Source organism: Streptomyces sp. NBC_00029 (genome assembly GCF_045160505.1).
Classification (GTDB): domain Bacteria; phylum Actinomycetota; class Actinomycetes; order Streptomycetales; family Streptomycetaceae; genus Streptomyces.
In genome coordinates, this window is record NZ_CP108292.1 from 6,497,608 (window position 1) to 6,523,801 (window position 26,194).

Annotated in this window: 19 protein-coding genes; 15 read left to right on the top strand and 4 right to left on the bottom strand. The window is 71.2% G+C overall.

Annotated features, from left to right (window positions below):
* The first annotated feature begins 112 nt into the window (after positions 1–112).
* Positions 113–1,618, top strand: coding sequence for a GTPase HflX (gene hflX / locus OG753_RS30430; RefSeq protein WP_383190588.1), 1,506 nt, complete (start codon positions 113–115; stop codon positions 1,616–1,618).
* Between the two features lie 162 nt (positions 1,619–1,780).
* On the opposite strand, the gene OG753_RS30435 is transcribed toward hflX, so the two are convergent.
* Positions 1,781–2,950: a hypothetical protein gene (locus OG753_RS30435; protein ID WP_327264800.1), complete on the bottom strand. Its 1,170-nt coding sequence runs from the start codon at positions 2,948–2,950 to the stop codon at positions 1,781–1,783.
* A 188-nt stretch (positions 2,951–3,138) separates the two neighbouring features.
* Between OG753_RS30435 and OG753_RS30440 the strand changes: the two genes are divergently transcribed.
* The 5 genes from OG753_RS30440 to OG753_RS30460 all read left to right on the top strand — a co-directional run bounded on the left by OG753_RS30440 (position 3,139) and on the right by OG753_RS30460 (position 11,745).
* Positions 3,139–4,617 carry a diaminobutyrate--2-oxoglutarate transaminase family protein gene (locus OG753_RS30440; RefSeq protein WP_405790900.1) on the top strand — a complete coding sequence of 493 codons (1,479 nt, stop codon included), beginning with the start codon at positions 3,139–3,141 and terminating at the stop codon, positions 4,615–4,617.
* A 21-nt stretch (positions 4,618–4,638) separates the two neighbouring features.
* Complete coding sequence (locus OG753_RS30445) at positions 4,639–6,900, top strand: IucA/IucC family protein (RefSeq protein WP_405790902.1); 2,262 nt, start codon at positions 4,639–4,641, stop codon at positions 6,898–6,900.
* A gap of 32 nt (positions 6,901–6,932) precedes the next feature.
* Positions 6,933–7,658 (top strand): GNAT family N-acetyltransferase, encoded by a 726-nt coding sequence (locus OG753_RS30450; protein WP_405790904.1) that lies wholly within the window; start codon positions 6,933–6,935, stop codon positions 7,656–7,658.
* Positions 7,659–7,757: 99 nt separating this feature from the next.
* Positions 7,758–9,722, top strand: a complete 1,965-nt coding sequence (locus tag OG753_RS30455) for an IucA/IucC family protein (protein WP_405790906.1) — start codon at positions 7,758–7,760, stop codon at positions 9,720–9,722.
* A gap of 52 nt (positions 9,723–9,774) precedes the next feature.
* The gene (locus OG753_RS30460; protein ID WP_327264805.1) at positions 9,775–11,745 is read left to right on the top strand and encodes an ATP-dependent DNA helicase; all 1,971 of its coding nucleotides are present in this window, start codon (positions 9,775–9,777) and stop codon (positions 11,743–11,745) included.
* 134 nt (positions 11,746–11,879) lie between these two features.
* Here the strand turns inward: OG753_RS30460 and lexA are convergent, their stop codons facing one another.
* Entirely contained in the window at positions 11,880–12,680 is an 801-nt protein-coding gene (gene lexA, locus OG753_RS30465; protein ID WP_327264806.1) for a transcriptional repressor LexA, read from the bottom strand.
* Between the two features lie 469 nt (positions 12,681–13,149).
* Here lexA and nrdR point away from each other — a divergent pair, with 469 nt between their 5' ends.
* Together nrdR and OG753_RS30475 are read left to right on the top strand one after the other, a co-directional pair.
* Positions 13,150–13,662, top strand: coding sequence for a transcriptional regulator NrdR (nrdR, locus tag OG753_RS30470; RefSeq protein WP_327264807.1), 513 nt, complete (start codon positions 13,150–13,152; stop codon positions 13,660–13,662).
* 144 nt (positions 13,663–13,806) lie between these two features.
* The gene (locus OG753_RS30475) at positions 13,807–16,695 is read left to right on the top strand and encodes a vitamin B12-dependent ribonucleotide reductase (protein WP_327264808.1); all 2,889 of its coding nucleotides are present in this window, start codon (positions 13,807–13,809) and stop codon (positions 16,693–16,695) included.
* A gap of 128 nt (positions 16,696–16,823) precedes the next feature.
* Here the strand turns inward: OG753_RS30475 and OG753_RS30480 are convergent, their stop codons facing one another.
* Entirely contained in the window at positions 16,824–17,783 is a 960-nt protein-coding gene (locus OG753_RS30480) for a DUF1152 domain-containing protein (protein WP_327264809.1), read from the bottom strand.
* 111 nt (positions 17,784–17,894) lie between these two features.
* Here OG753_RS30480 and OG753_RS30485 point away from each other — a divergent pair, with 111 nt between their 5' ends.
* The 5 genes from OG753_RS30485 (at position 17,895) to OG753_RS30505 (ending at position 22,995) form a co-directional block, all read left to right on the top strand.
* Positions 17,895–18,743 (top strand): arylamine N-acetyltransferase, encoded by an 849-nt coding sequence (locus tag OG753_RS30485; RefSeq protein ID WP_405790910.1) that lies wholly within the window; start codon positions 17,895–17,897, stop codon positions 18,741–18,743.
* 32 nt (positions 18,744–18,775) lie between these two features.
* The gene (locus tag OG753_RS30490; RefSeq protein ID WP_030008846.1) at positions 18,776–19,381 is read left to right on the top strand and encodes a YdbC family protein; all 606 of its coding nucleotides are present in this window, start codon (positions 18,776–18,778) and stop codon (positions 19,379–19,381) included.
* A 71-nt stretch (positions 19,382–19,452) separates the two neighbouring features.
* The gene (locus tag OG753_RS30495) at positions 19,453–20,112 is read left to right on the top strand and encodes a histidine phosphatase family protein (RefSeq protein ID WP_327264811.1); all 660 of its coding nucleotides are present in this window, start codon (positions 19,453–19,455) and stop codon (positions 20,110–20,112) included.
* 11 nt (positions 20,113–20,123) lie between these two features.
* A complete protein-coding gene (locus tag OG753_RS30500) occupies positions 20,124–21,041 on the top strand; it encodes an ADP-ribosylglycohydrolase family protein (RefSeq protein WP_327264812.1) in 918 nt (305 codons plus the stop codon).
* Positions 21,042–21,489: 448 nt separating this feature from the next.
* Positions 21,490–22,995, top strand: a complete 1,506-nt coding sequence (locus OG753_RS30505) for a DUF4153 domain-containing protein (protein WP_405790913.1) — start codon at positions 21,490–21,492, stop codon at positions 22,993–22,995.
* Between the two features lie 68 nt (positions 22,996–23,063).
* Here OG753_RS30505 and OG753_RS30510 read toward each other — a convergent pair whose 3' ends face one another.
* Positions 23,064–24,617 (bottom strand): MFS transporter, encoded by a 1,554-nt coding sequence (locus OG753_RS30510; protein WP_405790915.1) that lies wholly within the window; start codon positions 24,615–24,617, stop codon positions 23,064–23,066.
* A gap of 141 nt (positions 24,618–24,758) precedes the next feature.
* Here OG753_RS30510 and OG753_RS30515 point away from each other — a divergent pair, with 141 nt between their 5' ends.
* Both OG753_RS30515 and OG753_RS30520 read left to right on the top strand, forming a co-directional pair.
* Positions 24,759–25,361, top strand: coding sequence for a TetR/AcrR family transcriptional regulator (locus tag OG753_RS30515; RefSeq protein ID WP_405790917.1), 603 nt, complete (start codon positions 24,759–24,761; stop codon positions 25,359–25,361).
* Positions 25,362–25,476: 115 nt separating this feature from the next.
* Complete coding sequence (locus OG753_RS30520; protein WP_327264816.1) at positions 25,477–26,187, top strand: ribonuclease HII; 711 nt, start codon at positions 25,477–25,479, stop codon at positions 26,185–26,187.
* Positions 26,188–26,194: the final 7 nt, after the last annotated feature.

The following is a 26,194-nucleotide window of genomic DNA, read 5'->3' on the forward strand; positions in this document are numbered from 1 at the left end:
AGGAGCGGGCATGTCACCATCGACGGGGCCGCGCGGGGAATCCCCCGGCGGTGTGACACGTTGGACGTGACAGTTAACGTGGCACTGCTATTCGAATCGACGTAAGGATCCAATGACCTCCTCTTCTTCCCCTTCCCAGGACGAGCGGGACGCACAGGACGTGCGGGACTCGCAGAGCTTCACCGAGAGCCTTCGGGCCGATGCCCTGATGGAAGAGGACGTCGCCTGGAGCCACGAGATCGACGGAGACCGGGACGGCGAGCAGCTCGAACGCTCCGAGCGCGCGGCCCTGCGCCGCGTGGTCGGCCTCTCCACCGAGCTCGAAGACGTCACCGAGGTCGAGTACCGGCAGCTGCGCCTCGAGCGCGTCGTGCTCGTCGGTGTCTGGACCTCCGGCACGGTGAACGACGCGGAGAACTCCCTCGCGGAGCTCGCCGCGCTCGCCGAGACCGCGGGTGCCCTCGTACTCGACGGCGTGATCCAGCGCCGTGACAAGCCGGACCCGGCCACCTTCATCGGTTCGGGCAAGGCGCGCGAGCTGCGTGACATCGTCATGGAGAGCGGCGCCGACACCGTCGTCTGCGACGGTGAGCTCAGCCCCGGCCAGCTCATCGCGCTCGAGGACGTCGTCAAGGTCAAGGTGGTCGACCGGACCGCCCTGATCCTCGACATCTTCGCCCAGCACGCCAAGTCCCGAGAGGGCAAGGCGCAGGTCGCGCTCGCGCAGATGCAGTACATGCTGCCGCGGCTGCGTGGCTGGGGTGCCTCGCTGTCCCGGCAGATGGGTGGCGGCGGCGGTGGCGGCATGGCCACCCGAGGCCCCGGTGAGACCAAGATCGAGACCGACCGGCGACGGATCCGCGAGAAGATGGCGAAGATGCGCCGGGAGATCGCGGAGATGAAGACCGGCCGTGACATCAAGCGGCAGGAACGGCGCCGCAACAAGGTGCCCTCGGTCGCCATCGCCGGCTACACCAACGCGGGCAAGTCCTCGCTGCTCAACCGCCTCACGGGCGCGGGCGTGCTGGTGGAGAACGCACTGTTCGCCACCCTCGACCCGACCGTGCGCCGGGCCGAGACGCCGAGCGGCCGGGTCTACACCCTGGCCGACACGGTCGGCTTTGTCCGGCACCTGCCCCACCACCTGGTCGAGGCCTTCCGCTCCACGATGGAAGAGGTCGGCGACTCCGACCTCATCCTGCACATCGTGGACGGTTCGCACCCGGCGCCGGAGGAGCAGCTGGCGGCGGTACGCGAGGTGATCCGCGAGGTCGGCGCGGTGAACGTGCCCGAGATCGTCGTGATCAACAAGGCGGACGCCGCGGATCCGCTCGTCCTGCAGCGGCTGCTGCGGATCGAGCGGCACTCGATCGCCGTCTCGGCGCGCACGGGCATGGGCATCGAGGAGCTCCTCGCGCTCATCGACTCCGAGCTGCCGCGGCCCGAGGTCGAGGTGGAGGCCATGGTGCCGTACACCCGCGGCTCGCTGGTGGCCAAGGCGCACGCCGAGGGCGAGGTGATCTCCGAGGAGCACACCCCGGACGGCACCCTGCTCAAGGCGCGGGTCCACCAGGAACTGGCGGCGGACCTGGCGCCGTACGCGCTCGCGAAGCGCTGAGCACCGGTTTGACGGTGTGACGACGGAGGCCCCCCTGCACCGCAGGGGGGCCTCCGTCGTCGGTCCGGGCTCCGGCTCCGACTCCAGTTCGGGCTATGGCTTCGGGCTCTGGCTACGGCTTGAGCTCCGGTGCCCGGTCATGCGCGCGCAGTGCGGCAGGGGTTACTTGAACTTGCCGCTGACGGCGTCGAAGACGCCCTTCGCCTCCGGACCCAGCCGCGGTCCGGCGAGCCAGCCCGCCTTGGCCGGGCCGATCGAGGTGTTCGACACCAGTGCCGGCCTGCCGTCGGCGCCCGCCGCGACCCAGCCGCCGCCCGAGGAACCGCCGGTCATCGTGCAGCCGATGCGGTACATCACCGGGTCGTTCGCCTTCAGGGAGAGCCGGCCCGGCCTGTCCGTGCACTGGAAGGCGCGCTGACCGTCGAACGGAGCCGCCGCCGGGTAGCCCGTCGCCGTGATGCCCGCGACCTTCGGCACGGCCTGGGCGTTGAACTCCACGGGGAGCGCCGAACCGACCGTCTCCTCCAGCGACTTGCCGCTGCCCTTCTCGGGCGTCACGTGCAGCACGGCGAAGTCGTACGGGGCACCCGCGCCGCCGGTCGGACCGCCGGTCGCGATCCACTGGTCGGAGGTCTGCGCCCAGTCGCTCCACCAGACGCCGAACGGGGCCACCTGCGAACGGGGCGCGCCCTTGAGCTGCGCCGCCGGCTTGCCCGCGTTGTTGTAGGACGGGACGAAGGCGATGTTGCGGTACCAGCCGCCGGCCTTGCCCGCGTGCACGCAGTGGCCCGCAGTCCAGACCATGTTCGACTTGCCGGGGCGGGCCGGGTCCTTGACCACGGTCGCGGAGCAGACCATGGAGCCCTCGGGGCCGTCGAAGAAGACCTTGCCGGACTCCGGAACGCTCCGGTTGTAGGGCGCGGTGGCCTGCTTGGCCGTCACCGGCACCGGAGTCGGGTCGGTGACGCCCTGGTCCTTGCCCGCGTCCGGGTCGACGGAGGGACGCTGGGGCTGCTCGGCGTCACGCATGCGGTCGGGGTCCCAGAGGTCCTCGATGATCGGGTTGACGTAGTCGCCCGCCTCGCGGAGCCAGTCCTCTCTCTTCCAGTTCTTCCACTCACCCCCCTTCCACTTCTCCAGGTCGATTCCGTGCTCCTTGAGCTTGTCCTTGAGCTGGTCCGGGATCTTGATCCCGTCCTGGCCGGGAAGGCTCGCCGCGACGGTCGGCTTGGCGTCGCCGCCGGCCTCCCCGTCGCCGGGGCCGCAGGCAGCCGCGGTCAGCGCGAGCGTGGCCGCGCACACTATCGCGGTGACCGGTCGGTTCCGTCGCATGTCTTTCGTCCCCCTGGGAGTTCGAGGAGTGGATGCAGCTCACCACTATGCCGCTGTCGCCGAGGACGACACAGCCCGGGGCCGTGGTTCCTGACGCTCGTCCCGTGAGGAACAAGGATCTTGAGCCGACCCGTGATCGGTCGCCGTCACCGTCGTTGGTACGTACGGGGGATGGGGGAGCAGCGTTCATGTTCGAGACGCAATCCGGAAGAGCAATCAGTGCGGGAGGACCGACACTCGTGGCTGTCACCGAGCCGGCCGCGGCGGCGGCCGCGGCAGAGATCCCGCCGCAAGTGCCGCCGCAGGGGAACCGGGTGGCCGGTCCGGGCGGCCCGGGCGGGCGCGGTGCCCCGACCGGCACCCCGGCCGGTACGGAAGTCCCCGAGGGCATCCTGCGCAGGCAGGCGCAGCGCGAGTCCGCGGCGCGGACGTACGCGCGCTCCCTGCCCATCGTCCCGGTGCGGGCCCGCGGACTGACCATCGAGGGCGCCGACGGCCGCCGTTACCTCGACTGCCTCTCCGGTGCAGGCACGCTCGCCCTCGGACACAACCACCCGGTGGTGCTCGAAGCCATCAGGGGAGTCCTCGACTCGGGGGCCCCGCTGCACGTTCTGGACCTCGCGACCCCGGTCAAGGACGGCTTCACCACCGAGCTGTTCGCCAACCTGCCGCCCGCGCTGGCCGCCGACGCCCGCATCCAGTTCTGTGGCCCGGCCGGTACGGACGCGGTCGAGGCCGCCCTCAAACTGGTGCGCACCGCGACCGGCCGCCCCGGGCTGCTCGCCTTCACCGGGGCCTACCACGGCATGACCGCCGGGGCCCTGGACGCCTCCGGTGGCGCACCGGAGGTACGGGTGACCCGGCTGCCGTACCCGCAGGACCTGCGCTGCCCGTTCGGCGTGGGCGGTCCCGAGGGCGCCGAACTGTCCGCGCGCTGGACAGAGAACCTGCTGGACGACCCGAAGGGCGGGGTGCCCGCCCCCGCCGGCATGATCGTCGAACCCGTGCAGGGCGAGGGCGGCGTGATCCCCGCCCCGGACAGCTGGCTGCGCCGGATGCGCGAGATCACCGCGGCGCGGGGGATCCCGCTGATCGCGGACGAGGTGCAGACCGGGGTCGGCCGGACCGGCGCCTTCTGGGGGGTCGACCACAGCGGGGTCGTGCCCGACGTGATGGTCCTCTCGAAGGCGATCGGCGGAAGCCTGCCGCTCGCGGTGATCGTGTACCGGGCCGAGCTGGACGTCTGGGCCCCCGGGGCGCACGCGGGCACCTTCCGCGGCAACCAGCTCGCCATGGCCGCCGGTACCGCCACGCTCGCCTTCGTACGCGAGAACCGGCTCGCCGAGCGCGCCGCCGTGCTGGGGGAGCGGATGCTGGCGGCCTTGCGGGGCCTGGCCTGCGGCCACCCCTGCATCGGGGACGTACGGGGCCGGGGCCTGATGATCGGCGTCGAACTCGTCGATCCCGACACCGGGGACGCCGCACCGGCCCTGGCCGCCGCCGTCCGCCAGGAGTGCCTGGACCGCGGCCTGATCGTCGAACTCGGCGGCCGCCACGGCGCCGTGGTCCGCCTCCTTCCCCCGCTGACCCTGACCGACGAGCAGGCCGCGGCGGTCCTCGACCGTCTCGCCGACGCCATTCCGGCCGCCGCCCGCCGGACCCACTGACCCGCACCCCGAGGACCCGCGATGGCAGACCCGCACCAGTCCACGCCCACCACCGAGACCCAGCCGGACCCCACACCCGCGGCCGCGGTTCCCGACCGCCCCTCCCCACCGTCGGAGCCGGCCCAACCGCACCCGCAGCTGGTTCCGCTGCCGGACCCCGAAGCCGCCGCCCCGGGGCAGCCGTCATCGCCGTCGGGCACCGCGGCCCCCGTACGGAAGTCCGCCGAGCTGCCGTCCCCGCAGCCCCGGCCGGACGTGCCCGAGGCGAAGGGCCCGGAACGTACGGTCACCTCGCCGGCCCGGCCCCTGCCCGCCGGGGAGGCACCGACGCCGCCCCCGCCCCCGGCCGCCACGCCGGACCACGCCGAAGGCGCCATCGCGGGGCACGCGCCGACGGGCCCGGCGGGCATGTCCGCCGCCGCACCGGCCGAGCAGTTCCCCGCGACCGCCAACGGGGCAACGGCCACCGTGCCCCGGCAGAAGGACGGCACGCCCCGGCCCCGCCTCGGGTGGACGAGCCCCCTGCGGCTGGAGCCGACCACACTGCCCGACCTCCTGAACCACCCCGACCCGGCCGTCGCCGCCGAGGCAGCGTCGGTGGAGAACCTGCTCCGCTGCTGGGTCCGGGAATCCGGACTCGGCCGCCCCGACGGCCCCGCCGGAAGCCCCCTGCGCATCCCCCTTCCCGCCTCCGGTACCGCCCTGCTCGTCCCCGTCCGCCACTGGTCCCACTCCGGCTGGCACCGCTTCGGTGCCGTCCGGCTCGAAGGCACGACCGCCGCCGCGCCCCCGCTCGACGCCGTCACCGTCGCCGCGCTCATCGCCCGTGAGGGCTCGAGCGGAGGCCGCGGCGCCGCCGACCTCGTCGGCCGGGTGGCCGACTCGGTCCGCCGTACCGCCGAGTTCATCGCCGACCGGCGAGAACGCCCCACCGGCCCGGCACCCGTCAGAGGGGACCGCTTCCTCACCGCCGAACAGTCACTCCTGCTCGGCCACCCCCTCCAGCCCGACCCGAAGAGCCGCGAAGGACTCTCCGAGGCCGAAGCGCGCCGCTACTCACCCGAACTCCACGGCTCCTTCCCCCTGCACTGGTTCGCGATCGCCCCCGCCGCCCTCGCGAGCGAATCGGCCTGGACCGAGAGCGGCCGCCCCGTCTCCGCACCACAGCTCCTCGGCCGACTCGCTCCCGGGCTCCCCCTGCCCCACGGCACCACCCCTCTTCCCCTGCACCCCTGGCAGGCCCGTGACCTGCTCCAGCGCCCCGCCGTCACCGCCCTCCGCGACGCGGGACTCCTGCACGACCTGGGCCCGCACGGCGAGCCCTGGTACCCCACCTCCTCCGTCCGCACCGTCCACCGCCCGGGCGCCCCCGCGATGCTCAAGCTCTCCCTGGGCCTGCGCATCACCAACTCCCGCCGCGAGAACCTCCGCAAAGAACTCCACCGCGGCGTCGAGGTGCACCGGCTGCTCCGCACCGGCCTCGCCGAGCAGTGGCAGGCATCCCACCCCCGCTTCGACATCGTCCGCGACCCCGCCTGGGTCGCCGTCGACGCCCCGGACGGCACACCCGTCCCAGGCCTCGACGCCCTGCTGCGCCACAACCCCTTCCGCCCGGGCGACGACCCCGTCTGCATCGCCGCACTCACCGCTCCCCGCCCGTGGCCCGGCCGGACCACCATGAGCTCCCGCCTCGCCGAACTCGTCACCGGCCTCGCCACCGCCACCGGACACAGCACGTCCGCCGTCGCCGCCGAGTGGTTCCTGCGCTATCTCGACCACGTGGTCCTGCCGGTCCTCGCCTTCGACGCGCTCGCCGGTATCGCCCTCGAAGCGCACCAGCAGAACACCCTGGTGCTCCTCGACCAGGCCGGCTGGCCGACCGGCGGCCGCTACCGCGACAACCAGGGCTACTACTTCCGCGAATCCCGCCGCACGGAACTGGAGCACCGGCTCCCCGGCATCGGAAGCGCCAGCGACACCTTCGTCTCCGACGCCGTCACCGACGAACGCTTCGCCTACTACCTCGGCATCAACAACGTGCTCGGCCTCATCGGAGCCTTCGGATCCCAGCGACTCGCGGACGAACGCGTCCTCCTCGCCGCCTTCCGCCGCTTCCTCGCCAAGGCCGCAGGCCTCGGCCCGCTCCCCACCCGGCTCCTCGACTCACCCACCCTGCGCTGCAAGGCGAATCTGCTCACCCGCCTCGGCGGACTCGACGAGCTGGTCGGCCCCGTCGACACCCAGTCCGTCTACGTCACCATCACCAACCCCCTTCACGATTGACGCGTCGGCGCCGACGCGGAGAAGAGCCCCCGATGCGCTCCACCGACACCACAGCCCCCGCCCCCGGATCAGTCCGCGACGCCCGTGACCCCCGCGCCGCCACCGGCGTCGCGGAAGGATCCGAAGGAAGGCGCGAACGGCGCGTGCCACGCCTCGACGCCACCCTGTTGCCGCTGCTCGCCGAGGCCGACCTGCTCGACTCCCCCGCCACCTGGGGCAGCGTCACCACACCCGTCGGAGCCTTCCGCCTCGAACCCGTACGGCCGGTCCGTGACCTGGAGCTCCTCACCGGCTGGATGAACGATCCCGAGGTGGCCGCCTACTGGGAGCTCGCCGGCCCCGCCGCGGTCACCGCCGCGCACCTGTCGGCCCAGCTCGACGGCGACGGCCGCAGCATCCCCTGCCTCGGCCTCCTCAACGGCACGCCGATGAGCTACTGGGAGATCTACCGGGCCGACCTCGACCCGCTCTCCGGGCACTACCCGGCGCGCCCCCACGACACGGGTATCCACCTGCTCATCGGAGACGGCACGAACCGCGGCCGCGGACTGGGAACGGCTCTGCTGCGCGCCGTCGCCGACCTCGTCCTCGGCAACCGCCCCCGCTGCACACGCATCGTCGCGGAACCGGACATCCGCAACACCCCCTCCGTATCGGCCTTCCTGAGCTCTGGTTTCCGCTGTTACGCGGAAATCGACCTTCCCGAGAAGCGGGCCGCCCTGATGGTCCGGGAGCGGGTGCTGCGCAATCTCCTCTGAGTGCCGCCCCGCAAGCCCCGACCCTCGTCGGCAGCTTCGCACCTCTCACTTCGATAACTCTGCGTGACGAAGCAAAGTTCCCGATCACCGAGGAGCCCCGTGCCGAACTTCCCCACAGTCCCCGACGCGGCCGAACCGGCTGTGCCACCCTCACCCCAGCACCCGTGCACGCCGCCCGAACTCAACCGCACGACATGGGACTTCGCCGCTCGTCGGCTCCTCGCCAAGATGCTCGGCGAATTCGCCTACGAGGAGATCATCCGCCCCGTCCCCACCCCGGTCGCCGCCGGCGACGCCTGGACCCTCACCCTTGACGACGGCAGCATCCTCGGCTTCCGCGCCCGCCGCCGCTCGTACGGCAGCTGGCACGTCACCCCGGACACCATCACCCTCACCCCGCCGGCACCCCCGACGACCGGGCTGCCCCCGATGACCGGGCTGCCCTCGCCGACCGGACTGGCCACGCCGACCGGACCGGCCACGCCGACCGGGCAGCCTTCATCGGCCGGGGCGGGAGACCTCGGGAACCCGACCGCCTTCGGCGACCCGTACTCCTTCCTCATCCGGGCCCGCACCCTCCTCGGCCTCGACGGACCCACGCTCGGCCACCTCGTCCGCGAACTGAGCGCCACCCTCGCCGCCGACGCCCGGCTCGACCACACCGCACTCACCGCCGACGTCCTCGCCGACCTCGACTACGCCTCCCTGGAAGGCCACCAGACCGGCCACCCCTGGCTCGTCCCCAACAAGGGCCGCATCGGACTCTCCGCCTCCGACACCGCGGCCTGGGCCCCCGAGGCCCGCACCCGCCAGCGGCTGCCCTGGCTCGCCGCCCACACCTCGCTCGCCACCTACCGCGGCACCGCCGGCCTGGAGGACCCCGCCCGCCTCTACACCGCCGAGCTCGGCCCCGTCACCCGCGCCACCTTCGACCAGTGCCTGCGCGACCGCGGCCTCGACCCGCTCCACTACCTCTATCTCCCGGTCCACCCCTGGCAGTGGGACGAGGTCGTCCTCCCCCTCTTCGCCCCCGCCCTCGCCTCCGGCGCGCTGGTGCCGCTCCCCGCGGATCCCGACGTACGGCTCCCGCAGCAGTCGGTCCGCACCTTCCTCAACCTCAGCCGACCCGACCGCCACAGCGTCAAACTCCCGCTGTCCGTCTTCAACACCATGGTCTGGCGCGGACTGCCCAGCGACCTCGCGCTCGCCGCCCCCGCCGTCACCGCCTGGATCCACTCCCTCCGCGACGGCGACCCCTTCCTCCGCGACGAATGCCGGGTCGTCCTCCTCGGCGAGGTCGCCTCCGTCACCGTCCGCCACCCCGTCTACGACGTACTCCCCGAGGTCCCGTACCAGTACAAGGAGCTCCTCGGCGCGATCTGGCGCGAGCCGCTCACCGGCCTGCTGGCACCCGGCGAGCGTGCCCGCACGCTCGCCTCCCTGCTGCACACCGATCCGCGCGGCCGGTCCTTCACCGCCGAGCTCGTCGCCCGGTCCGGGCTGACACCCACCGTCTGGCTGCAGCGCCTCTTCGCCGCCCTCCTGCCCCCACTGCTCCACTTCCTCTACCGCTACGGCACCGTCTTCTCCCCGCACGGCGAGAACGCCGTCGTGATCTTCGACGAGCACGACGTGCCGGTCCGCCTCGCGGTCAAGGACTTCGTCGACGACGTCAACATCAGCGACGAACCGCTGCCCGAGCTGGCGTCCCTGCCCGACGAGGTCCGGGCGGTCCTGCTCACCGAGCCCGCCGACTTCCTGCCCCAGTTCATCCACTCCGGTCTCTTCGTCGGCGTCTTCCGGTACCTCTCGGCCCTGTGCGAGGACCGCCTGGGCGTCCCGGAGGACGAGTTCTGGTCGCTCGTACGGGCGGAGATCCTGCGCCACCAGGCCCGCTTCCCCGAGCTCAAGGACCGCTACGAGCTCTTCGACCTGCTCGGCGAACGCATCGGACGGCTCTGCCTCAACCGGAACCGGCTCTACGAGGACGGCTACCGCGACCGCGCCGACCGGCCGCACGCGGTGCAGCACGGCACCGTCCCCAACCCCTTGCACCGGCCATGATTCCTCGCCGGTGCGCTCGCTGTCAGTGCGGCCCCGTAGGGTTGGCAGTGCTATGACGAAGCCCTCCCTCCCCGACCTGCTGCACGCCGCCGTCTCCGCCGTCGGCGGTACGGAGCGCCCCGGCCAGGTGGCCATGGCCGAAGCCGTCGCCGAAGCGATCGACGACAACTCCCACCGGCTCATCCAGGCCGGTACCGGCACCGGCAAGTCCCTCGGCTACCTGGTGCCGGCCCTCGCCCACGGCGAGCGCGTGGTCGTCGCCACGGCGACCCTCGCCCTCCAGCGGCAGCTGGTCGAGCGCGACCTGCCCCGGACCGTGGACGCACTGCATCCGCAGCTGCGCCGCCGTCCGCAGTTCGCCATGCTCAAGGGCCGGTCCAACTACCTGTGCCTGCACCGCCTGCACGAGGGTGCTCCACAGGACGAGGAGGACGGCCTCTTCGACCAGTTCGAGGCGGCCGCTCCCACGAGCAAGCTCGGCCAGGACCTGCTGCGGATGCGCGACTGGGCGGACGAGACGGAGACCGGCGACCGCGACGACCTGACCCCGGGCGTCTCGGACAAGGCCTGGTCGCAGATCTCCGTCTCCTCACGCGAGTGCCTGGGTGCGACGAAGTGCGCGTACGGCGCCGAGTGCTTCGCGGAGGCCGCCCGCGAGCGGGCCAAGCTCGCGGACGTGGTCGTCACCAACCACGCACTGCTGGCCATCGACGCCATCGAGGGGGCCCCGGTGCTCCCGCAGCACGAGGTCCTGATCGTGGACGAGGCCCACGAGCTGGTCTCCCGGGTGACCGGGGTCGCCACCGGTGAGCTCACCCCGGGGCAGGTCAACCGTGCCGTGAAGCGTGCGGCCAAGCTGGTCGACGAGAAGACCGCCGACTCCCTGCAGACCGCCGCCGAATCCTTCGAGCGGGTCATGGAGCTGGCGCTCCCGGGCCGGCTGGAGCAGGTCCCCGAGGACCTGGGCTATGCGTTGATGTCCCTGCGGGACGCCGCACGCAATGTGATCTCGGCGATCGGTGCGACGCGGGACAAGTCCGTCCACGACGAGGACGCCGTGCGCAAGCAGGCGCTGGCCGCAGTGGAGAGCATCCACGGGGTGGCGGAGCGGATCACCAACGGCTCCGAGTACGACGTCGTCTGGTACGAGCGCCACGACCGCTTCGGCGCCACCCTCCGGGTCGCCCCGCTGTCGGTGTCCGGCCTGCTGCGCGAGAAGCTGTTCGAGGACCGCTCCGTGGTGCTGACCTCCGCCACCCTCAAGCTGGGCGGCGACTTCAACGGGGTCGCGGCCTCCCTGGGGCTGTCCCCCGAGGGCGTCGAGGGGGACGACGTCCCCGTCTGGCGGGGGCTCGACGTCGGCTCGCCCTTCGACTACCCGAAGCAGGGCATCCTCTACGTCGCCAAGCATCTGGCCACGCCGGGCCGCGAGGGAACCCGCGGCGACATGATGGACGAGCTCGCCGAGCTGATCGAGGCGGCCGGCGGCCGCACCCTCGGTCTCTTCTCCTCCATGCGCGGCGCCAAGGCGGCCGCCGAGGAACTGCGCGGCCGGCTCGACAACCCGATCCTGCTCCAGGGCGAGGAAACCCTCGGCGAGCTGATCAAATCCTTCGCCGCCGACCCGAAGACCTGCCTGTTCGGGACGCTGTCCCTCTGGCAGGGCGTGGACGTGCCCGGCCCCAGCTGCCAGCTCGTGATCATGGACCGGATCCCGTTCCCGCGCCCCGACGACCCTCTGATGAGCGCCCGCCAGAAGTCGGTGGAGGAGCACGGCGGCAACGGCTTCATGGCCGTCGCGGCCACGCATGCCGCGCTGCTCATGGCCCAGGGTGCGGGTCGTCTCGTACGGGCCTCGGGTGACCGGGGTGTCGTGGCGGTCCTCGACCCCCGGCTGGCCACGGCCCGGTACGGGAGCTTCCTGCGGGCCACGCTGCCGGACTTCTGGTACACCACGGACCGCAACCAGGTCCGCCGCTCCTTGGCGGCGATCGACGCGACGGCCAAGGCCGACGGCAAGTAACCCGCGAGGCCTTCCGTCGTACGGCTCTCCCTGCTTCCGGGGCCGGCCTGCCGAGCCCGCCCGCCGGTCCCCGGGCATGAAACAACCCCCGGGACCGGCGCAGTGGATCCCGGGGGCTGAATGGGGGCAGCGGGTCAGACCCGGCGCAGTACCGCGACGACCTTGCCGAGGATGGTCGCCTCGTCGCCGGGGATCGGCTGGTAGGCGGCGTTGTGCGGGAGGAGCCAGACGTGGCCGTCCTCGCGCTTGAAACGCTTGACGGTGGCCTCGCCGTCGAGCATCGCGGCGACGATGTCGCCGTTCTCCGCGACGGGCTGGCGACGGACCGTGACCCAGTCGCCGTCACAGATGGCTGCCTCGATCATCGAGTCGCCGACGACCTTGAGGACGAAGAGCTCACCGTCACCGACCAGCTGGCGGGGGAGCGGGAACACGTCCTCGACCGACTCCTCGGCGAGGATCGGGCCGCCGGCCGCGATCCGGCCGACCAGGGGAACGTAGGAGGCGGCGGGCTTGCCCGTCGTGTCCGTGGGCTGCGAGCTCGGCTGGTCGGAGCCGCGCACTTCGTAGGCCCGGGGGCGGTGCGGGTCGCGGCGCAGGAAGCCCTTGCGCTCCAGGGCCATCAGCTGGTGGGCGACCGACGACGTGCTGGACAGGCCGACGGCCTGGCCGATCTCCCGCATGGACGGCGGGTAACCCCGCCGCTGGACGGAGTCGCGAATGACCTCGATGACCCTCCGCTGCCGGTCCGTGAGCCCGGAGCTGTCGGCGCGGATGCCTGGAGGTCGACCTGGCAGCGAGCGTGCGGGGCGTACTACGGGCTCCGCATCCGGGTTCAGGTTTGCGTCGTTCATGGCATGCACCGGCTCGAGTCGGCTCTGGCTCTGGGAGCGGTTCTGGGCAGTGATGGCGGCACTGTCTGCGGTGGTGGTCACGTCGGCCCCTCTCGAAATGTTCTCCCTAGCTGGACAACGGTAGTTGCTTTCGAAAGGTTGCGCCAAACACACGTTCGAGTGAAAAAACGCAGATCGTCCTTCGTGTGCATATCAAGAGGTGTATGGACGATCGGTTCGCCGAACGCGGGTTCGGCCCTGCATCCGCCGCTTACGGTACCCTTCCCGGTCGTATCGCCACCGTCCGGGCCCGTGTCCAGTGTGGCACCGGGAGGCCGCGCGTCCGCTCATCGGACGCCGCGACACGCGGGGTCGTAGAAATCCGCCACAACCCAAGATCTAGTGGTTGGATGAGCGCTGCCACCCAGAGGTTGTGGTCCTCGGGTCTTCCGAGGCCCCCGGCATCGCATATGCTGGTGGCTGCTGCACGAGCCCCCGACGGAGTCCGCCTCCGCCGTTCAGGGGCTCCGTGGGGTGATTCAGTCGTGCCAAGAGGGAGGGTGAGGGAACCATGCACTGCCCTTTCTGCAGGCACCCCGACAGCCGCGTCGTCGACAGCCGCACCACGGACGACGGCACGTCGATCCGCAGGCGCCGTCAGTGCCCCGACTGCTCCCGTCGCTTCACGACGGTGGAGACGGCCTCGCTGATGGTGATCAAGCGCAGCGGGGTGACGGAACCCTTCAGCCGTACCAAGGTCATCTCCGGCGTGCGCAAGGCGTGCCAGGGGCGGCCGGTCACCGAGGACGCCCTCGCCAAGCTCGGCCAGCGGGTCGAGGAGGCGGTGCGCGCCACCGGGAGTGCCGAGCTGACCACCCACGATGTGGGTCTGGCCATACTCGGCCCGTTGCAGGAGCTCGACCTGGTCGCGTACCTGCGCTTCGCGTCCGTTTACAAAGCTTTCGACACCCTTGAAGACTTCGAGACCGCCATCGCGGAACTCCGCGTGTCGCGGCCTCGCCCCGAAGAGTGCGAGCTCGCGGCGACCGCCCAGGTCCCCGTGCCCGCCTCCGCCGCCGACTAGCCGGACGTCCCGTGCCGCGGCGCTCACGCGTCGTGACACGGCCGGCTGATCAGGCGAAGAGACGTAGAGACAAGACACAGCACCGTGCCGCGGAATATCGCTGGCACTTTAGGGCGTTTTTGCCCGCATATGGGAGGAAGCGGCATGACAGAGACGGCGAGCAGCTCGGCACGTGGTTCCCGCGCCAAGGGGACCAAGGCTGCCAAGGGCGGCCTGCGTATCGAGCGCATCCACACCACCCCGGGCGTACACCCCTACGACGAGGTGAGCTGGGAGCGCCGTGACGTCGTCATGACCAACTGGCGCGACGGCTCGGTCAACTTCGAGCAGCGTGGCGTCGAGTTCCCCGACTTCTGGTCGGTGAACGCGGTCAATATCGTCACCAGCAAGTACTTCCGGGGCGCGGTCGGCACCCCGCAGCGCGAGACCGGTCTCAAGCAGCTGATCGACCGGATCGTGAAGACGTACACGAAGGCCGGCGAGGACTTCGACTACTTCTCGTCGCCCGCCGACGTGGAGATCTTCGAGCACGAGCTCACCTACGCCCTCCTGCACCAGATCTTCAGCTTCAACTCCCCGGTGTGGTTCAACGTCGGTACGCCCCAGCCGCAGCAGGTCTCGGCCTGCTTCATCCTGGCCGTCGACGACTCCATGGAGTCGATCCTCGACTGGTACAAGGAAGAGGGCATGATCTTCAAGGGCGGCTCCGGCGCCGGCCTGAACCTCTCCCGCATCCGCTCCTCCAAGGAGCTCCTCTCCTCCGGCGGCAACGCCTCCGGCCCGGTCTCCTTCATGCGCGGCGCCGATGCGTCCGCAGGAACGATCAAGTCCGGCGGCGCCACCCGCCGCGCGGCCAAGATGGTCGTCCTGGACGTGGACCACCCGGACGTCGAGGCCTTCATCGAGACCAAGGTGAAGGAGGAGGAGAAGATCCGCGCCCTGCGCGACGCGGGCTTCGACATGGACCTGGGCGGCGACGACATCACGTCCGTCCAGTACCAGAACGCCAACAACTCCGTCCGCGTGAACGACGAGTTCATGACGGCCGTCGAGAACGGCACCGAGTTCGGCCTGCGTGCCCGCATGACCGGTGAGGTCATCGAGAAGGTCGACGCCAAGGCGCTCTTCCGCAAGCTCGCCGAGGCCGCGTGGGCCTGTGCCGACCCGGGCATCCAGTACGACGGTGTGATCAACAACTGGCACACCTGCCCCGAGTCCGGCCGCATCACCGCGTCCAACCCCTGCAGCGAGTACATGCACCTGGACAACACGTCCTGCAACCTCGCCTCGCTCAACCTCATGAAGTTCCTGAACGACGACGGCAAGGGCAACCAGTCCTTCGACGCCGAGCGCTTCGCCAAGGTCGTCGAGCTCGTCATCACCGCGATGGACATCTCCATCTGCTTCGCGGACTTCCCGACGCAGAAGATCGGCGACAACACCCGCGCCTTCCGCCAGCTGGGCATCGGCTACGCCAACCTCGGCGCCCTGCTGATGGCCACCGGCCACGCGTACGACTCGGACGGCGGCCGCACCCTCGCCGCGTCGATCACCTCGCTGATGACCGGTACCGCGTACAAGCGCTCCGCCGAGCTGGCCGCCATCGTCGGTCCGTACGACGGCTACGCCCGCAACGCCGAGTCGCACAAGCGCGTCATGAAGCAGCACGCCGACGCCAACGGCGTCGCGCCGCGCACCGACGACCTGGACAACAGCATCTGGGCCGCGGCCACCGAGGCCTGGCAGGACGTCCTGCGCCTCGGCGAGAAGAACGGCTTCCGCAACGCCCAGGCCTCCGTCCTCGCGCCGACCGGCACCATCGGTCTCGCGATGTCCTGCGACACCACCGGTGTCGAGCCGGACCTGGCCCTGGTCAAGTTCAAGAAGCTCGTCGGCGGCGGTTCGATGCAGATCGTCAACGGCACCGTCCCGCAGGCCCTGCGCCGCCTGGGCTACCAGGAGGAGCAGATCGAGGCGATCGTCTCCCACATCGCCGAGCACGGTGTGGTCGTCGACGCCCCGGGCCTGAAGGCCGAGCACTACTCGGTGTTCGACTGCGCCATGGGTGAGCGTTCCATCTCCGCGATGGGTCACGTCCGCATGATGGCCGCGATCCAGCCCTGGATCTCCGGCGCGATCTCGAAGACGGTCAACATGCCGGAGACGGCGACCGTCGAGGAGATCGAGGAGATCTACTTCGAGGCGTGGAAGCTGGGCGTCAAGGCGCTCGCGATCTACCGCGACAACTGCAAGGTCGGCCAGCCCCTCTCCGCCAAGAAGAAGGAGGAGGAGAAGGAGGAGGTCACCGCCAAGACGGAGGAGACCATCCGCGCCGCCGTCGAGAAGGTCATCGAGTACCGCCCCGTCCGCAAGCGCCTCCCCAAGGGCCGCCCGGGCATCACCACCTCCTTCACGGTCGGTGGCGCAGAGGGCTACATGACGGCGAACTCCTACCCGGACGACGGTCTGGGCGAGGTCTTCCTGAAGATGTCCAAGCAGGGCTCGACCCTCGCGGGCATGATGGACGCCTTCTCGATCGCCGTCTCGGTCGGCCTGCAGTACGGCGTTCCGCTCGAGACCTACGTCTCGAAGTTCACGAACATGCGCTTCGAGCCGGCCGGCATGACGGACGACCCGGACGTGCGGATGGCGCAGTCGATCGTCGACTACATCTTCCGCCGCGTGGCGCTCGACTTCCTGCCCTTCGAGACCCGCTCGGCCCTCGGCATCCACTCCGCCGAGGAGCGCCAGCGCCACCTCGACACCGGCTCCTACGAGCCCCTCGAGGACGAGTTGGACACCGAGTCCCTGACGCAGGCGACCCCGCTGGCCGCCGTCCCCTCGGCCCCGAAGCCGGTCGCGGCCGTCTCCCTCCCGGCCCCGAAGACGGCGCACAGCAGCGCCGAACTGGTCGAGATGCAGCTCGGCGTCTCCGCCGACGCCCCGCTGTGCTTCTCCTGCGGTACGAAGATGCAGCGCGCCGGCTCCTGCTACATCTGCGAGGGCTGCGGATCCACCAGCGGCTGCAGCTGAAAGTAGGCGCCCACCAGGTATGACGTGCCTGGTCCAAGCGGGGAGTCGGCGATGCGCCGGCTCCCCGTCGGCGTTCTTGCGCGTGGCATCCGAAGCAACGTCCGGCCTCCCCCGGCCCCCCCTGGCCGTCAGTGGGGGATGCGCAGCGACGGGCGGGTGACCAGCTCCTCGCGGAATTCGGCGATCCGGGAATGGACCTGGCGCAGCAGCTGGGTGTCCTCGATGAGGTCCAGGTAGAGGCAGCGGGCGGCCAGGCCCGGCAGGTCGAAGGCGAAGCACAGCGACATCAGCGGGTTCACGAAGAGCTCGCTGCCCTTGGTGCGGGTGGTGAACTGCACGTCGCCGAACGAACCCCGGACGGCCGCGGCGATGGAACCGTTCACGATGCTGGGCCGGTCCGGGGTCTCCGCCTGGGCGTGAGCCACCGCGTCGAGGAAGAGTGCGCCCTCCCGGGTGGCGCGCGGTACGGAGAACGCGCCGAGGTACGCGCCCTCGCGCTCCAGCGCCGCGATGTTCTCCAGCACCAGTCCGTGGCTGACCCCGTGGTACGCGTCCACGCCGAAGCCCACCGACACGACGAGGCGCTGCGGTACGTGGTCCAGTGCGGCCAGCGCCGCGACGCTGGTCATGTCCTCCTCCGGGGTGCCGAGGCCCGCTTCGTCGCCCCGCATCAGGATGTCCGTGCCACCGTCGACCAGGACGATCGCGTCGATGCGGTGGAGGTCGATCAGCTCGCGGTAGGCGGCGCGCAGTGGCTGCACCCCGGTCTGGGGGAACGCGTACACGGTGGCGGGGTAGCCGTGCCTCTTCAGCCACTGGGCCAGGGTCCGCTCGGGGAAGTAGGACAGGTGGGGCGCGGAGTCCGGGGTGATGGCGGCGAGATCGGGGGCCACCCACTCCTCGACGGGCAGTCCAGCGAGCGAGCTGAAGGACAGGTTCGCCAGGTGGACCTGCTTGCCCTGGTGCATGAGGGACAGGGCGATGGGGAGGCCGGCGTAGATGTCGAAGCCGCCGCCCGCACCGGCTATCAGGATGTTCTCGGCTTCGGAGAGCCGGTCGAAAAGCGGGTTGGTGTGCAGAGCCGTCATGGCGATCATTGTGCGGGGTGCCTGCCCCGGCGCGCCTTCGAATTGCACGGCGGTGCGACGGCGGACGGCGCTTGCAGTCGGGACAACGGGGCAACGGGGAGATGGTCGGCCATGTGGAGCGGTGACGAACTGGATCTGGACGCCTACTTGGCGCGGATCGGAATACAGGGGAGTGCGGGGGACACGGAGCCGTCCGGGGAACTCCGGCCGGACCTGCGCACGTTGTACGCAGTGCACCGGGCCCACACCGCCGCCATCACCTTCGAGAGCCTGGACGTCCTGCTCGGCCGCCCCGTCGCGCTGGACCTCAAGTCGATCGAGGACAAGATCGTGCACGGCCGCCGCGGCGGCTACTGCTACGAGCAGAACTCGCTACTGGCCGCTGCCCTGGAGCGGATCGGCTTCGAGGTCTCCGGACGCGGTGCCCGCAACCGCACCCGTGGGACCTCCCTCCCGGCCGTCACCCATGCCGTCCTCGTGGTCACCGTCGAGGGGGAACCGTGGCTGTGCGACGCGGGGTTCGGCTACCAGGGACCTCGCGAGCCGGTACCGCTCGGACGGCCGGGCACCGAGGTGCGGCAGGGGGAGTGGACGTACCGCGTCCGCGAGGAGGAGGACGGCGTCCTCGTCCTGTGCCTGCTCCGCGGGGGCGTCTGGCGGGACCTGTACGCCTTCTCCCCGCAGCGCTACCACCCCGTCGACTACGTCGTGCTGAACCACTACAGCTCCAGTCACCCCGCCTCGTCCTTCGTCGGGCGGATCATCGTCCAGTACCCGGGGGACGGCGTCCGCCGGGCGCTCGTCGGGCGCGAGCTCACCCGCCTGTACCCCGACGGTCGGGCCGATCGGGAGATCGTCGGCCCGGACGGGCTGCTCGCCGTGCTCGACCGGGAGTTCGGACTTCGGCTGCCCGAGCGGGACGCGGCGGAACTGGTACGGATCCACCGCGCCGGGGACTGACCGGGGCCCCGCCCGGCCCGTACGATGGCGCAGTGCTGGTCAAGTGGATTCGCTGCACGGTGACGGACCGACGCGGGTTCGAGCGGGGGCAGCGAAAATGGGCGGGGCTGCCGGGCGAGCCGGGATTCCGGGGGCAGGGCGGCGGCTGGAGCCGGGGCCGGCAGGGGGTCGCGCATGTCTTTGCGTTCTGGGAGAGCCGGTCCTTCTACGACTCCTTCATGGCGCGCTCGCACGACCGGCTGGCCGCCTCCCAGAACGGCACCTACACCGATCTGCGGGTTACCCTCTTCGACCACCGCTTCGACGTGAAGACCGGCTTCGAGCCGCGCTTCACCGATGCCGACGTGGTACGGGTCGCGCACACGCGCGTCCGGGAGGGCAGGGTCGACCACTTCGCCCTCATGCAGGAGAAGGTGTGGAATCCGGCGATGGCCGGCTCGCCCGGGATGGTGCGCGGCCTCTTCGGGGAGGCCCCCGGCCGCGAGTTCCTGGTGCTGTCGATGTGGCACGCCGCCGCCGAGCACGGCAAGTACCGGCAGGAGCGGGTCGAGCGGCTCTCCCTGCGCGCCCAGATCCAGGCCGATGTCGAGGCGCTCACCGGGGACGTCGTCGACCTCGAACCCTCCTGGACGGTATGACCGTACGATGACCGCCGCGCCGTCGGCGTGCCCGGTCCGTGGGCCGCCCGATGGCCGAATAGGGTCGAGGGATGGTTCGACCACGGCGCATCGTCCTTGTCCGGCACGGGGAATCGGAGGGGAACGCCGACGACACGGTGTATGAGCGGGAGCCCGACCACGCCCTGCGCCTGACCCGGAACGGGCGCGAGCAGGCGTCGGCGGCCGGCGAGCGGCTGCGCGAGCTCTTCGGCGAAGAGACGATCAGCGCCTACGTGTCCCCCTACCGCCGCACACTGCAGACCTTCCGCGAGCTCCGGCTGGACCCGACACGGGTGCGGATGCGCGAGGAGCCGCGCCTGCGCGAGCAGGACTGGGGGAACTGGCAGGACCGGGAGGACGTACGGATGCAGAAGGCGTACCGGGACGCGTACGGACACTTCTTCTACCGGTTCGCGCAGGGCGAGTCCGGGGCCGACGTGTACGACCGGGTCGGCTCCTTTCTGGAAAGCCTCTACCGCAGCTTCGAGGCCCCCGACCATCCCGAGAACGTGCTGCTGGTGACCCACGGGCTGACCATGCGGCTGTTCTGCATGCGCTGGTTCCACTGGTCCGTGGCCGAATTCGAGTCCCTGTCCAATCCGGGCAACGGCGAATTCCGGGTCCTTCTGCTCGGTCCGGACGGCCGGTACCGGATGGACCGCCCGTTTGAGCGGTGGACCACACCCGAGCCTTATGACCTGGACGGCTAGAGTTGCCCGCGATGACGCCTGACTCCACTCCCGAACTGCGCTACGCGCGCGCCATGTCCAGCCTGCGAGGGCTGGCGCTGGGTGACGCCCTGGGCTCCCAGTACTTCGTCCCCGTCAACTACCCGCTGCTCAAGCGGCGCGAGCTGCCCACCGGCTCCGGCACGTGGCAGTGGACCGACGACACCGAGATGGCCTGCTCGGTGGTGGCCGTGCTGGCCGAGCACGGGCGCATCGACCAGGACGCGCTCGCGCGTTCCTTCGCCCACCACCACGACTTCGACCGTGGTTACGGTCCCGCGGTGAACCGGATGCTGAGACTGGTGCGGGAGGGGCAGGACTGGCGGACGCTGGCCGCCGAACTGTTCAACGGACAGGGCTCGTGGGGCAACGGCGCCGCCATGCGGATCGCCCCGCTCGGCGCCTGGTACGCAGACGACCCGGAGCAGGCCACGCACCAGGCCGAGATCTCCGCCTACACCACCCACCAGCACCGCGAGGCCGTGTGCGGGGCGATGGCCGTCGCCGCGGCTGCCGCGCTGGCCGCGAGCACGGACGGCCCTGTGAAGGCCTCCGACCTGCTGGACGGGGTGATCGCGCTGGTGCCGCGCAGCGCGGTGGGCGCAGGGCTGCGAAGGGCCCGGGACATGCTGGACTACGGCGACGCGACCACGGTCGCGGCAGTGCTGGGCTGCGGGCGGCGTACGAGCGCGCACGACACCGTGCCGTTCGCGCTGTGGTCGGCGGCGCGGGCGCTGGACGACTACGAGCGGGCGTTCTGGACCACCGCGCAGGTGGGCGGGGACGTCGACACGACCTGCGCGATCGTCGGCGGAGTACTGGGCGCGCGCGGGGACGCCGTGCTGCCGGCCGCGTGGCTGGCGCGTACGGAAGCCCTGCCGGCCTGGCTGCCGGAGGTTGCCGCGGGCTGAGGCCCGTGGAGCCGACGGGACCCGTGGACCCTCCGCGTCCGGGTGCCCGGGGTGTTCGGCGCCCCAGCGGCGCCCCAGCGGCCCCGGCGGCGCTCGGCGCGTTCGGCGTGGTGAAATCTCCCCTTCCGATTGTCACGGTCCTGCCACAGCACTCTTTTGATCCTGTTCAAAACTGCATCGCACCGGCCTACCCTGTCCGCACCGCCGCCCCACCCTGAACTCCGGGGCGGCCGACAGGGGAGGGAAACCGATGTCGGAGAACACCGGAGGGGCCGATGAGGCCCAGTCCAAGGACGCGGTCAACACAGAGGCCACGTCCGCGCATTCGCCCGCGGATTCGCCCGCGGATTCGACCGTGAGGCCGGCCTCGCCCGGGGGCAGACACACCGGTGCGGCCGGCCCACCGCCGCCGGCGCCCGCCGGTGCATGGGCCGGGAACCCCTGGCAGGTGCCCCAGAGCTCCGCCTCGCCCTCCTGGGCCACGCTGGTGCGCCCCGCCGACCCCGCGCCCATCCGGACCGCGACCCTCGTCGCCGTCCTCGCCTCGGGCCTGGCCACCGCGCTGCTGCTCGGCGACGGCATGGGCCCCGGCCTGCTGGTTGCCGTGGTGCCCGCCGTCGTCGCCGCGTACTTCGCCGCCCGCACGGCCGGCCGCGCCGCCCGCCCCTGGACCCTGGCCTGGGTGATCGGCTGCCTCGCGCTCCTCGTCGTACCCGCCCTGCGCGACTCCGCGTGGCCGGCCACGCTGGCGATCCTGTCCGCCGTCCTGCTCGGCGCGCTGGCCCTGCACGGCAGCCGTACCTGGCCCGGCGTCCTGCTCAGCCCGCTCGGCTTCCTCGACGCCGGTGTGTCCGGGACGGCCTGGCTCCTGACCGGGCTGCGCTCGCGTGGTGGGGGCAGCAAGGACCGCTGGCTGCCCATCGCCAAGGCGACCGGTGTGGCCGTCGCCCTGCTGCTGCTCTTCGGCGCGCTGTTCGCCTCCGCCGACGCGGCCTTCGCCGATCTGCTGGGCGACCTGCTGCCCGACGTGTCGGTCGAGGACGGACCCATCCGGTTCATGCTCTTCGTCCTCGGCGTGGTCCTCGCGCTCGCCGCCGCCCGCACCGCCGCCGCCCCGCTGCGCTGGGACCGGATCGAGGTGGCCCCGGGCAAGCCGCGGTCCCGTCTCGAATGGGCCCTTCCGCTCATCGTGCTGATCGTGCTGTTCGCCGGCTTCAACGCCGTCCAGCTGGCGGTCCTGTTCGGTGGCTACGACAAGGTTCTGGAGAGCACCGGCCTGACCTATGCCGAGTACGCCCGCCAGGGCTTCTGGCAGCTCCTGTGGGCCACCCTGCTCACCCTCGCAGTGATCGCACTGGCTCTGCGCTGGGCTCCGCGAGCCGGGGCGGGCGACCGCCGCCTGGTGCGCGTCGTGCTCGGGGTGCTCTGCGCGATGACGCTGGTCGTCGTCGCCGCCGCGCTGCGCCGCATGGACCTCTACGTGGATGCGTACGGGCTGACCAGGCTGCGCGTCTCCGTGGCCGCGATGGAGCTGTGGCTCGGGCTGGTCATCGTACTGATCATGGCGGCCGGGCTGTTCGGTGGACGCTGGCTGGCGCGCGCGGTCGCGGGCAGTGCGGCCGCCGCCGTCCTGGTCTTCGGCCTGATGTCCCCCGACGGGATGGTCGCCGAGCGGAACGTGGCCCGCTTCGCGGCCGACCAGAAGATCGATCTGGCCTACTTCCAGTCGCTCTCGGCGGACGCCGTACCCGCTCTGGACCGCTTGCCCGAGCCGCAGCGGTCCTGCGCCCTGCGCGGGATCAACGACGAGATGGCCCGGGCCGGAGACGTCCCCTGGTACGCCATGAGCATGGGCGAGTACCGGGCCCGGCAGATCCTTCGCGAGCGTCCGGTCACCGCCTCCTACGAGGTCTGCTCGCGCATGGGCTCTTTCGGCAGCCGCGTCGAGTACTAGACCGTCATGCGTACGGGGCCGGGCGTGGGCAGCGTTGCCCGCGCCCGGCCCCGTACGGCGCGGTGCGGTCAGGCGGCCGGACCGGCCTTCGCGGCGGCGCCCGCCAGGGCCTCCAGGTCGCTCTTGCGCACCCGGATCACCAGCAGGGCGGTGGCCAGGGCGAGGCCCGCCATGGCGACGGCCGCGTAGAACGCGGTGGAGATGCCGTGGGTGAGGACCAGGTCCCCCCAGGGGTCGGGCAGTAGCCCGGTCTCCTGGAAGGCGGCGATCTCCTCCGGGTCCGCCTGCGCCATGAAGGCCGGGACCTGCCTCGTGGCCTCGTCGCGGCCGGCCGTGCCGAAGACGGTGACCAGGATGGACAGCCCGAGCGAGCCGCCGACCTGCTGGCTGGCGTTGAGCAGACCGGAGGCCGCGCCCGCCTCCTTCGGGGCCACGCCGGAGACGGCGGTGAGGGTGAGGGTCACGAAGTTGAGTCCCATGCCGAAGCCGAACAGCAGCATCGGCCCGAGCACTCCGGAGACGTAGGAGCTGTCGGTCCGGACGAAGGTGAGCCAGGCCAGCCCCGTGCCGGTGAGCGCGGACCCGGCGACCATGAAGGGCTTGGGGCCGAAACGCGGCAGGAACCGCTGCGAGAGACCGGCGGCGGTGACGATCGCGACCGTCACGGGCAGGAAGCCGAGTCCGGACTGGATGGGGGAGAAGCCCAGTACGTTCTGCACGAACTGGACGATGAAGAAGAACATGCCGAACATCGCCGCGGCGAGGCCGAGCATGATCACGTAGGTGCCGGTGCGGTTGCGGTCGGCGAACATGCGCAGCGGGATGATCGGCTCGCGGGCCTGCGACTCGATGACCACGAAGAGCGCGAGCAGCACCAGGGCCGCGGTGAACGAGCCGAGGGTGAGCGCGTCGCGCCAGCCCTCCTCCGAGGCGCGGATGAACCCGTACACGAGCGAGGCCATCCCGCCGGTGGAGGTGAGGGCTCCGGCGATGTCGAAGCGGCCGGGGTGGCGCTCGGACTCGGTGATGTAGAGCGGGGTCAGGACCGCGATCAGCACGCCGATCGGCACGTTCACGAAGAGGACCCAGCGCCAGTCGAGCCACTCGGTCAGCATGCCGCCGGTCAGCAGGCCGATCGCGCCGCCGCCCGCCGATACGGCGGCGAACACCCCGAACGCCCGGTTCCGCTCAGGGCCTTCGGGGAAGGTCGTGGTGATCAGGGCGAGCGAGGTGGGCGAGGCGATGGCGCCGCCGACCCCCTGCAGGGCGCGGGCCGCGAGCAGCTGCCAGGGCTCCTGGGCGAAGCCGCCGAGGAGCGAGGCCAGGGTGAAGAGCAGGATGCCGGCGAGGAACACCCGGCGCCGGCCCAGGATGTCGCCCGCCCGGCCGCCGAGCAGCAGCAGGCCACCGAAGGTGAGGGTGTACGCGCTGAGCACCCACGACAGGTCGGTGGTGGTGAAGTCGAGCGCGGTCTGGATGTGCGGGAGCGCGATGTTCACGATCGTCGCGTCGAGGACGACCATGAGCTGGCATGCGGCGATCACTGCGAGCGCCACGCCGGGGCGCCCCTCCCGGCGTGCCGCGCCCGGTATCCGGGGTGTGGCGAGTTGAGAGCTTGTCACTGAGGATCCCCCCCCAAAGTGAAATAGTGAACGCATCCGTTCACTGCGGTCCACGGTAGGAGCCGCGCCTTAGTGAACGCAAGCGTTCACTAAGGCTGAAAATGCGTGTGTCGAACGCACAAGCCGGTCGGAGGTGGGGAGATGGTGGGTTCGCGCTGGTCGGCGGCGTCACCGGGGCGCAGGCGGGGCCCGGAACTCGAACGGGCGATTCTCGACGCCGCGTTGGAGCAGCTGAGCACGGTCGGCTGGAACGCGCTCACCATGGAGGGCGTCGCAGTCGGCGCGCACACCGGCAAGGCCGCGCTCTACCGCCGCTGGCCGTCGAAGGCGGACCTGGTGGCCGATGCGCTGCGGACCGGTCTGCCGCGGATCGGTGACATTCCCGACTGCGGATCGATCCGCGAGGACCTCCGCCTGCTGTGCGTGCGGATGCGGGACGTCATGCATTCGCGCGCCGGGCAGGCCCTCCGGTCGGTACTTCACGAATGCGATCACATGCATGCCGATCGCTTCCGTGGAGTGATCTGGTCCGGTGTGCACGAGCCTGCCCAGCATCTGATCAGGGAGCTTGTGGGGCGCGGAATCGACCGGGGCGACGTGCGGGCGGACGCGACTGGTCCGTTTGTCGTGGATGTCATTCCGGCCATGCTGATGTACCGCGCCAAGGTATGCGGAAGCGAATGGGGAGATGCGGAGATCGCGGCATTGATCGACGAGGTGATGGTGCCGCTGCTCAGGGTGTGAGACGCGGCGGGGCCGCCGCGGGGCGCGTGAAGCGGCATTCGCGTCCGATCGCGGGCGGGTCGGACCCGGGCGGGGGTGTGCAGTCGGCTCGGGGCGGCGTAACCTTGCTGGCGCCATGCCGTACGAAGCACCCACCCACACCGTCGAACGCTCCCTCCGTGCAACCACCGGCGCCAAGGTCATCGCCGGGGTCGACGAAGTCGGACGAGGGGCCTGGGCCGGACCCGTCACCGTGTGTGCGGCGATCACCGGCCTGCGCCGGCCGCCCGCCGGTCTCACCGACTCCAAACTGCTCACCCCCAAGCGACGTGACGCGCTCCTCGATGTCCTGGAGGACTGGGTCACCGCGTACGCACTCGGGCACTCCTCGCCCGAGGAGATCGACGAACTGGGGATGACGGCCGCCCTGCGACTGGCGGCGGAGCGCGCGCTCAACGCTCTGCCGGTGCGGCCGGACGCGGTGATACTCGACGGCAAGCACGACTATCTCGGCCCGCCCTGGCGGGTTCGTACGGTGATCAAGGGCGACCAGTCCTGTATCGCCGTCGCCGCGGCCTCGGTCATCGCCAAGGTCCGCCGCGACCGCATGATGGCCGAGCTGGGGGAACAGGGCGGTGGAATCGCGGACTTCGCTTTCGCGGCCAACGCCGGTTACCCCTCGCCCGTGCACCGGGCGGCACTGGAGGAGCTGGGGCCGACCCCCTATCACCGGCTCTCGTGGTCGTACCTCGACGCGCTGCCCCGGTGGCGCCACCTCAAGAAGGTGCGCCGCAGCGAGGAGTCGATGGAGCTGGAAAACGGAGGCCAACTCGGCTTCGATTTCTGATCGCACG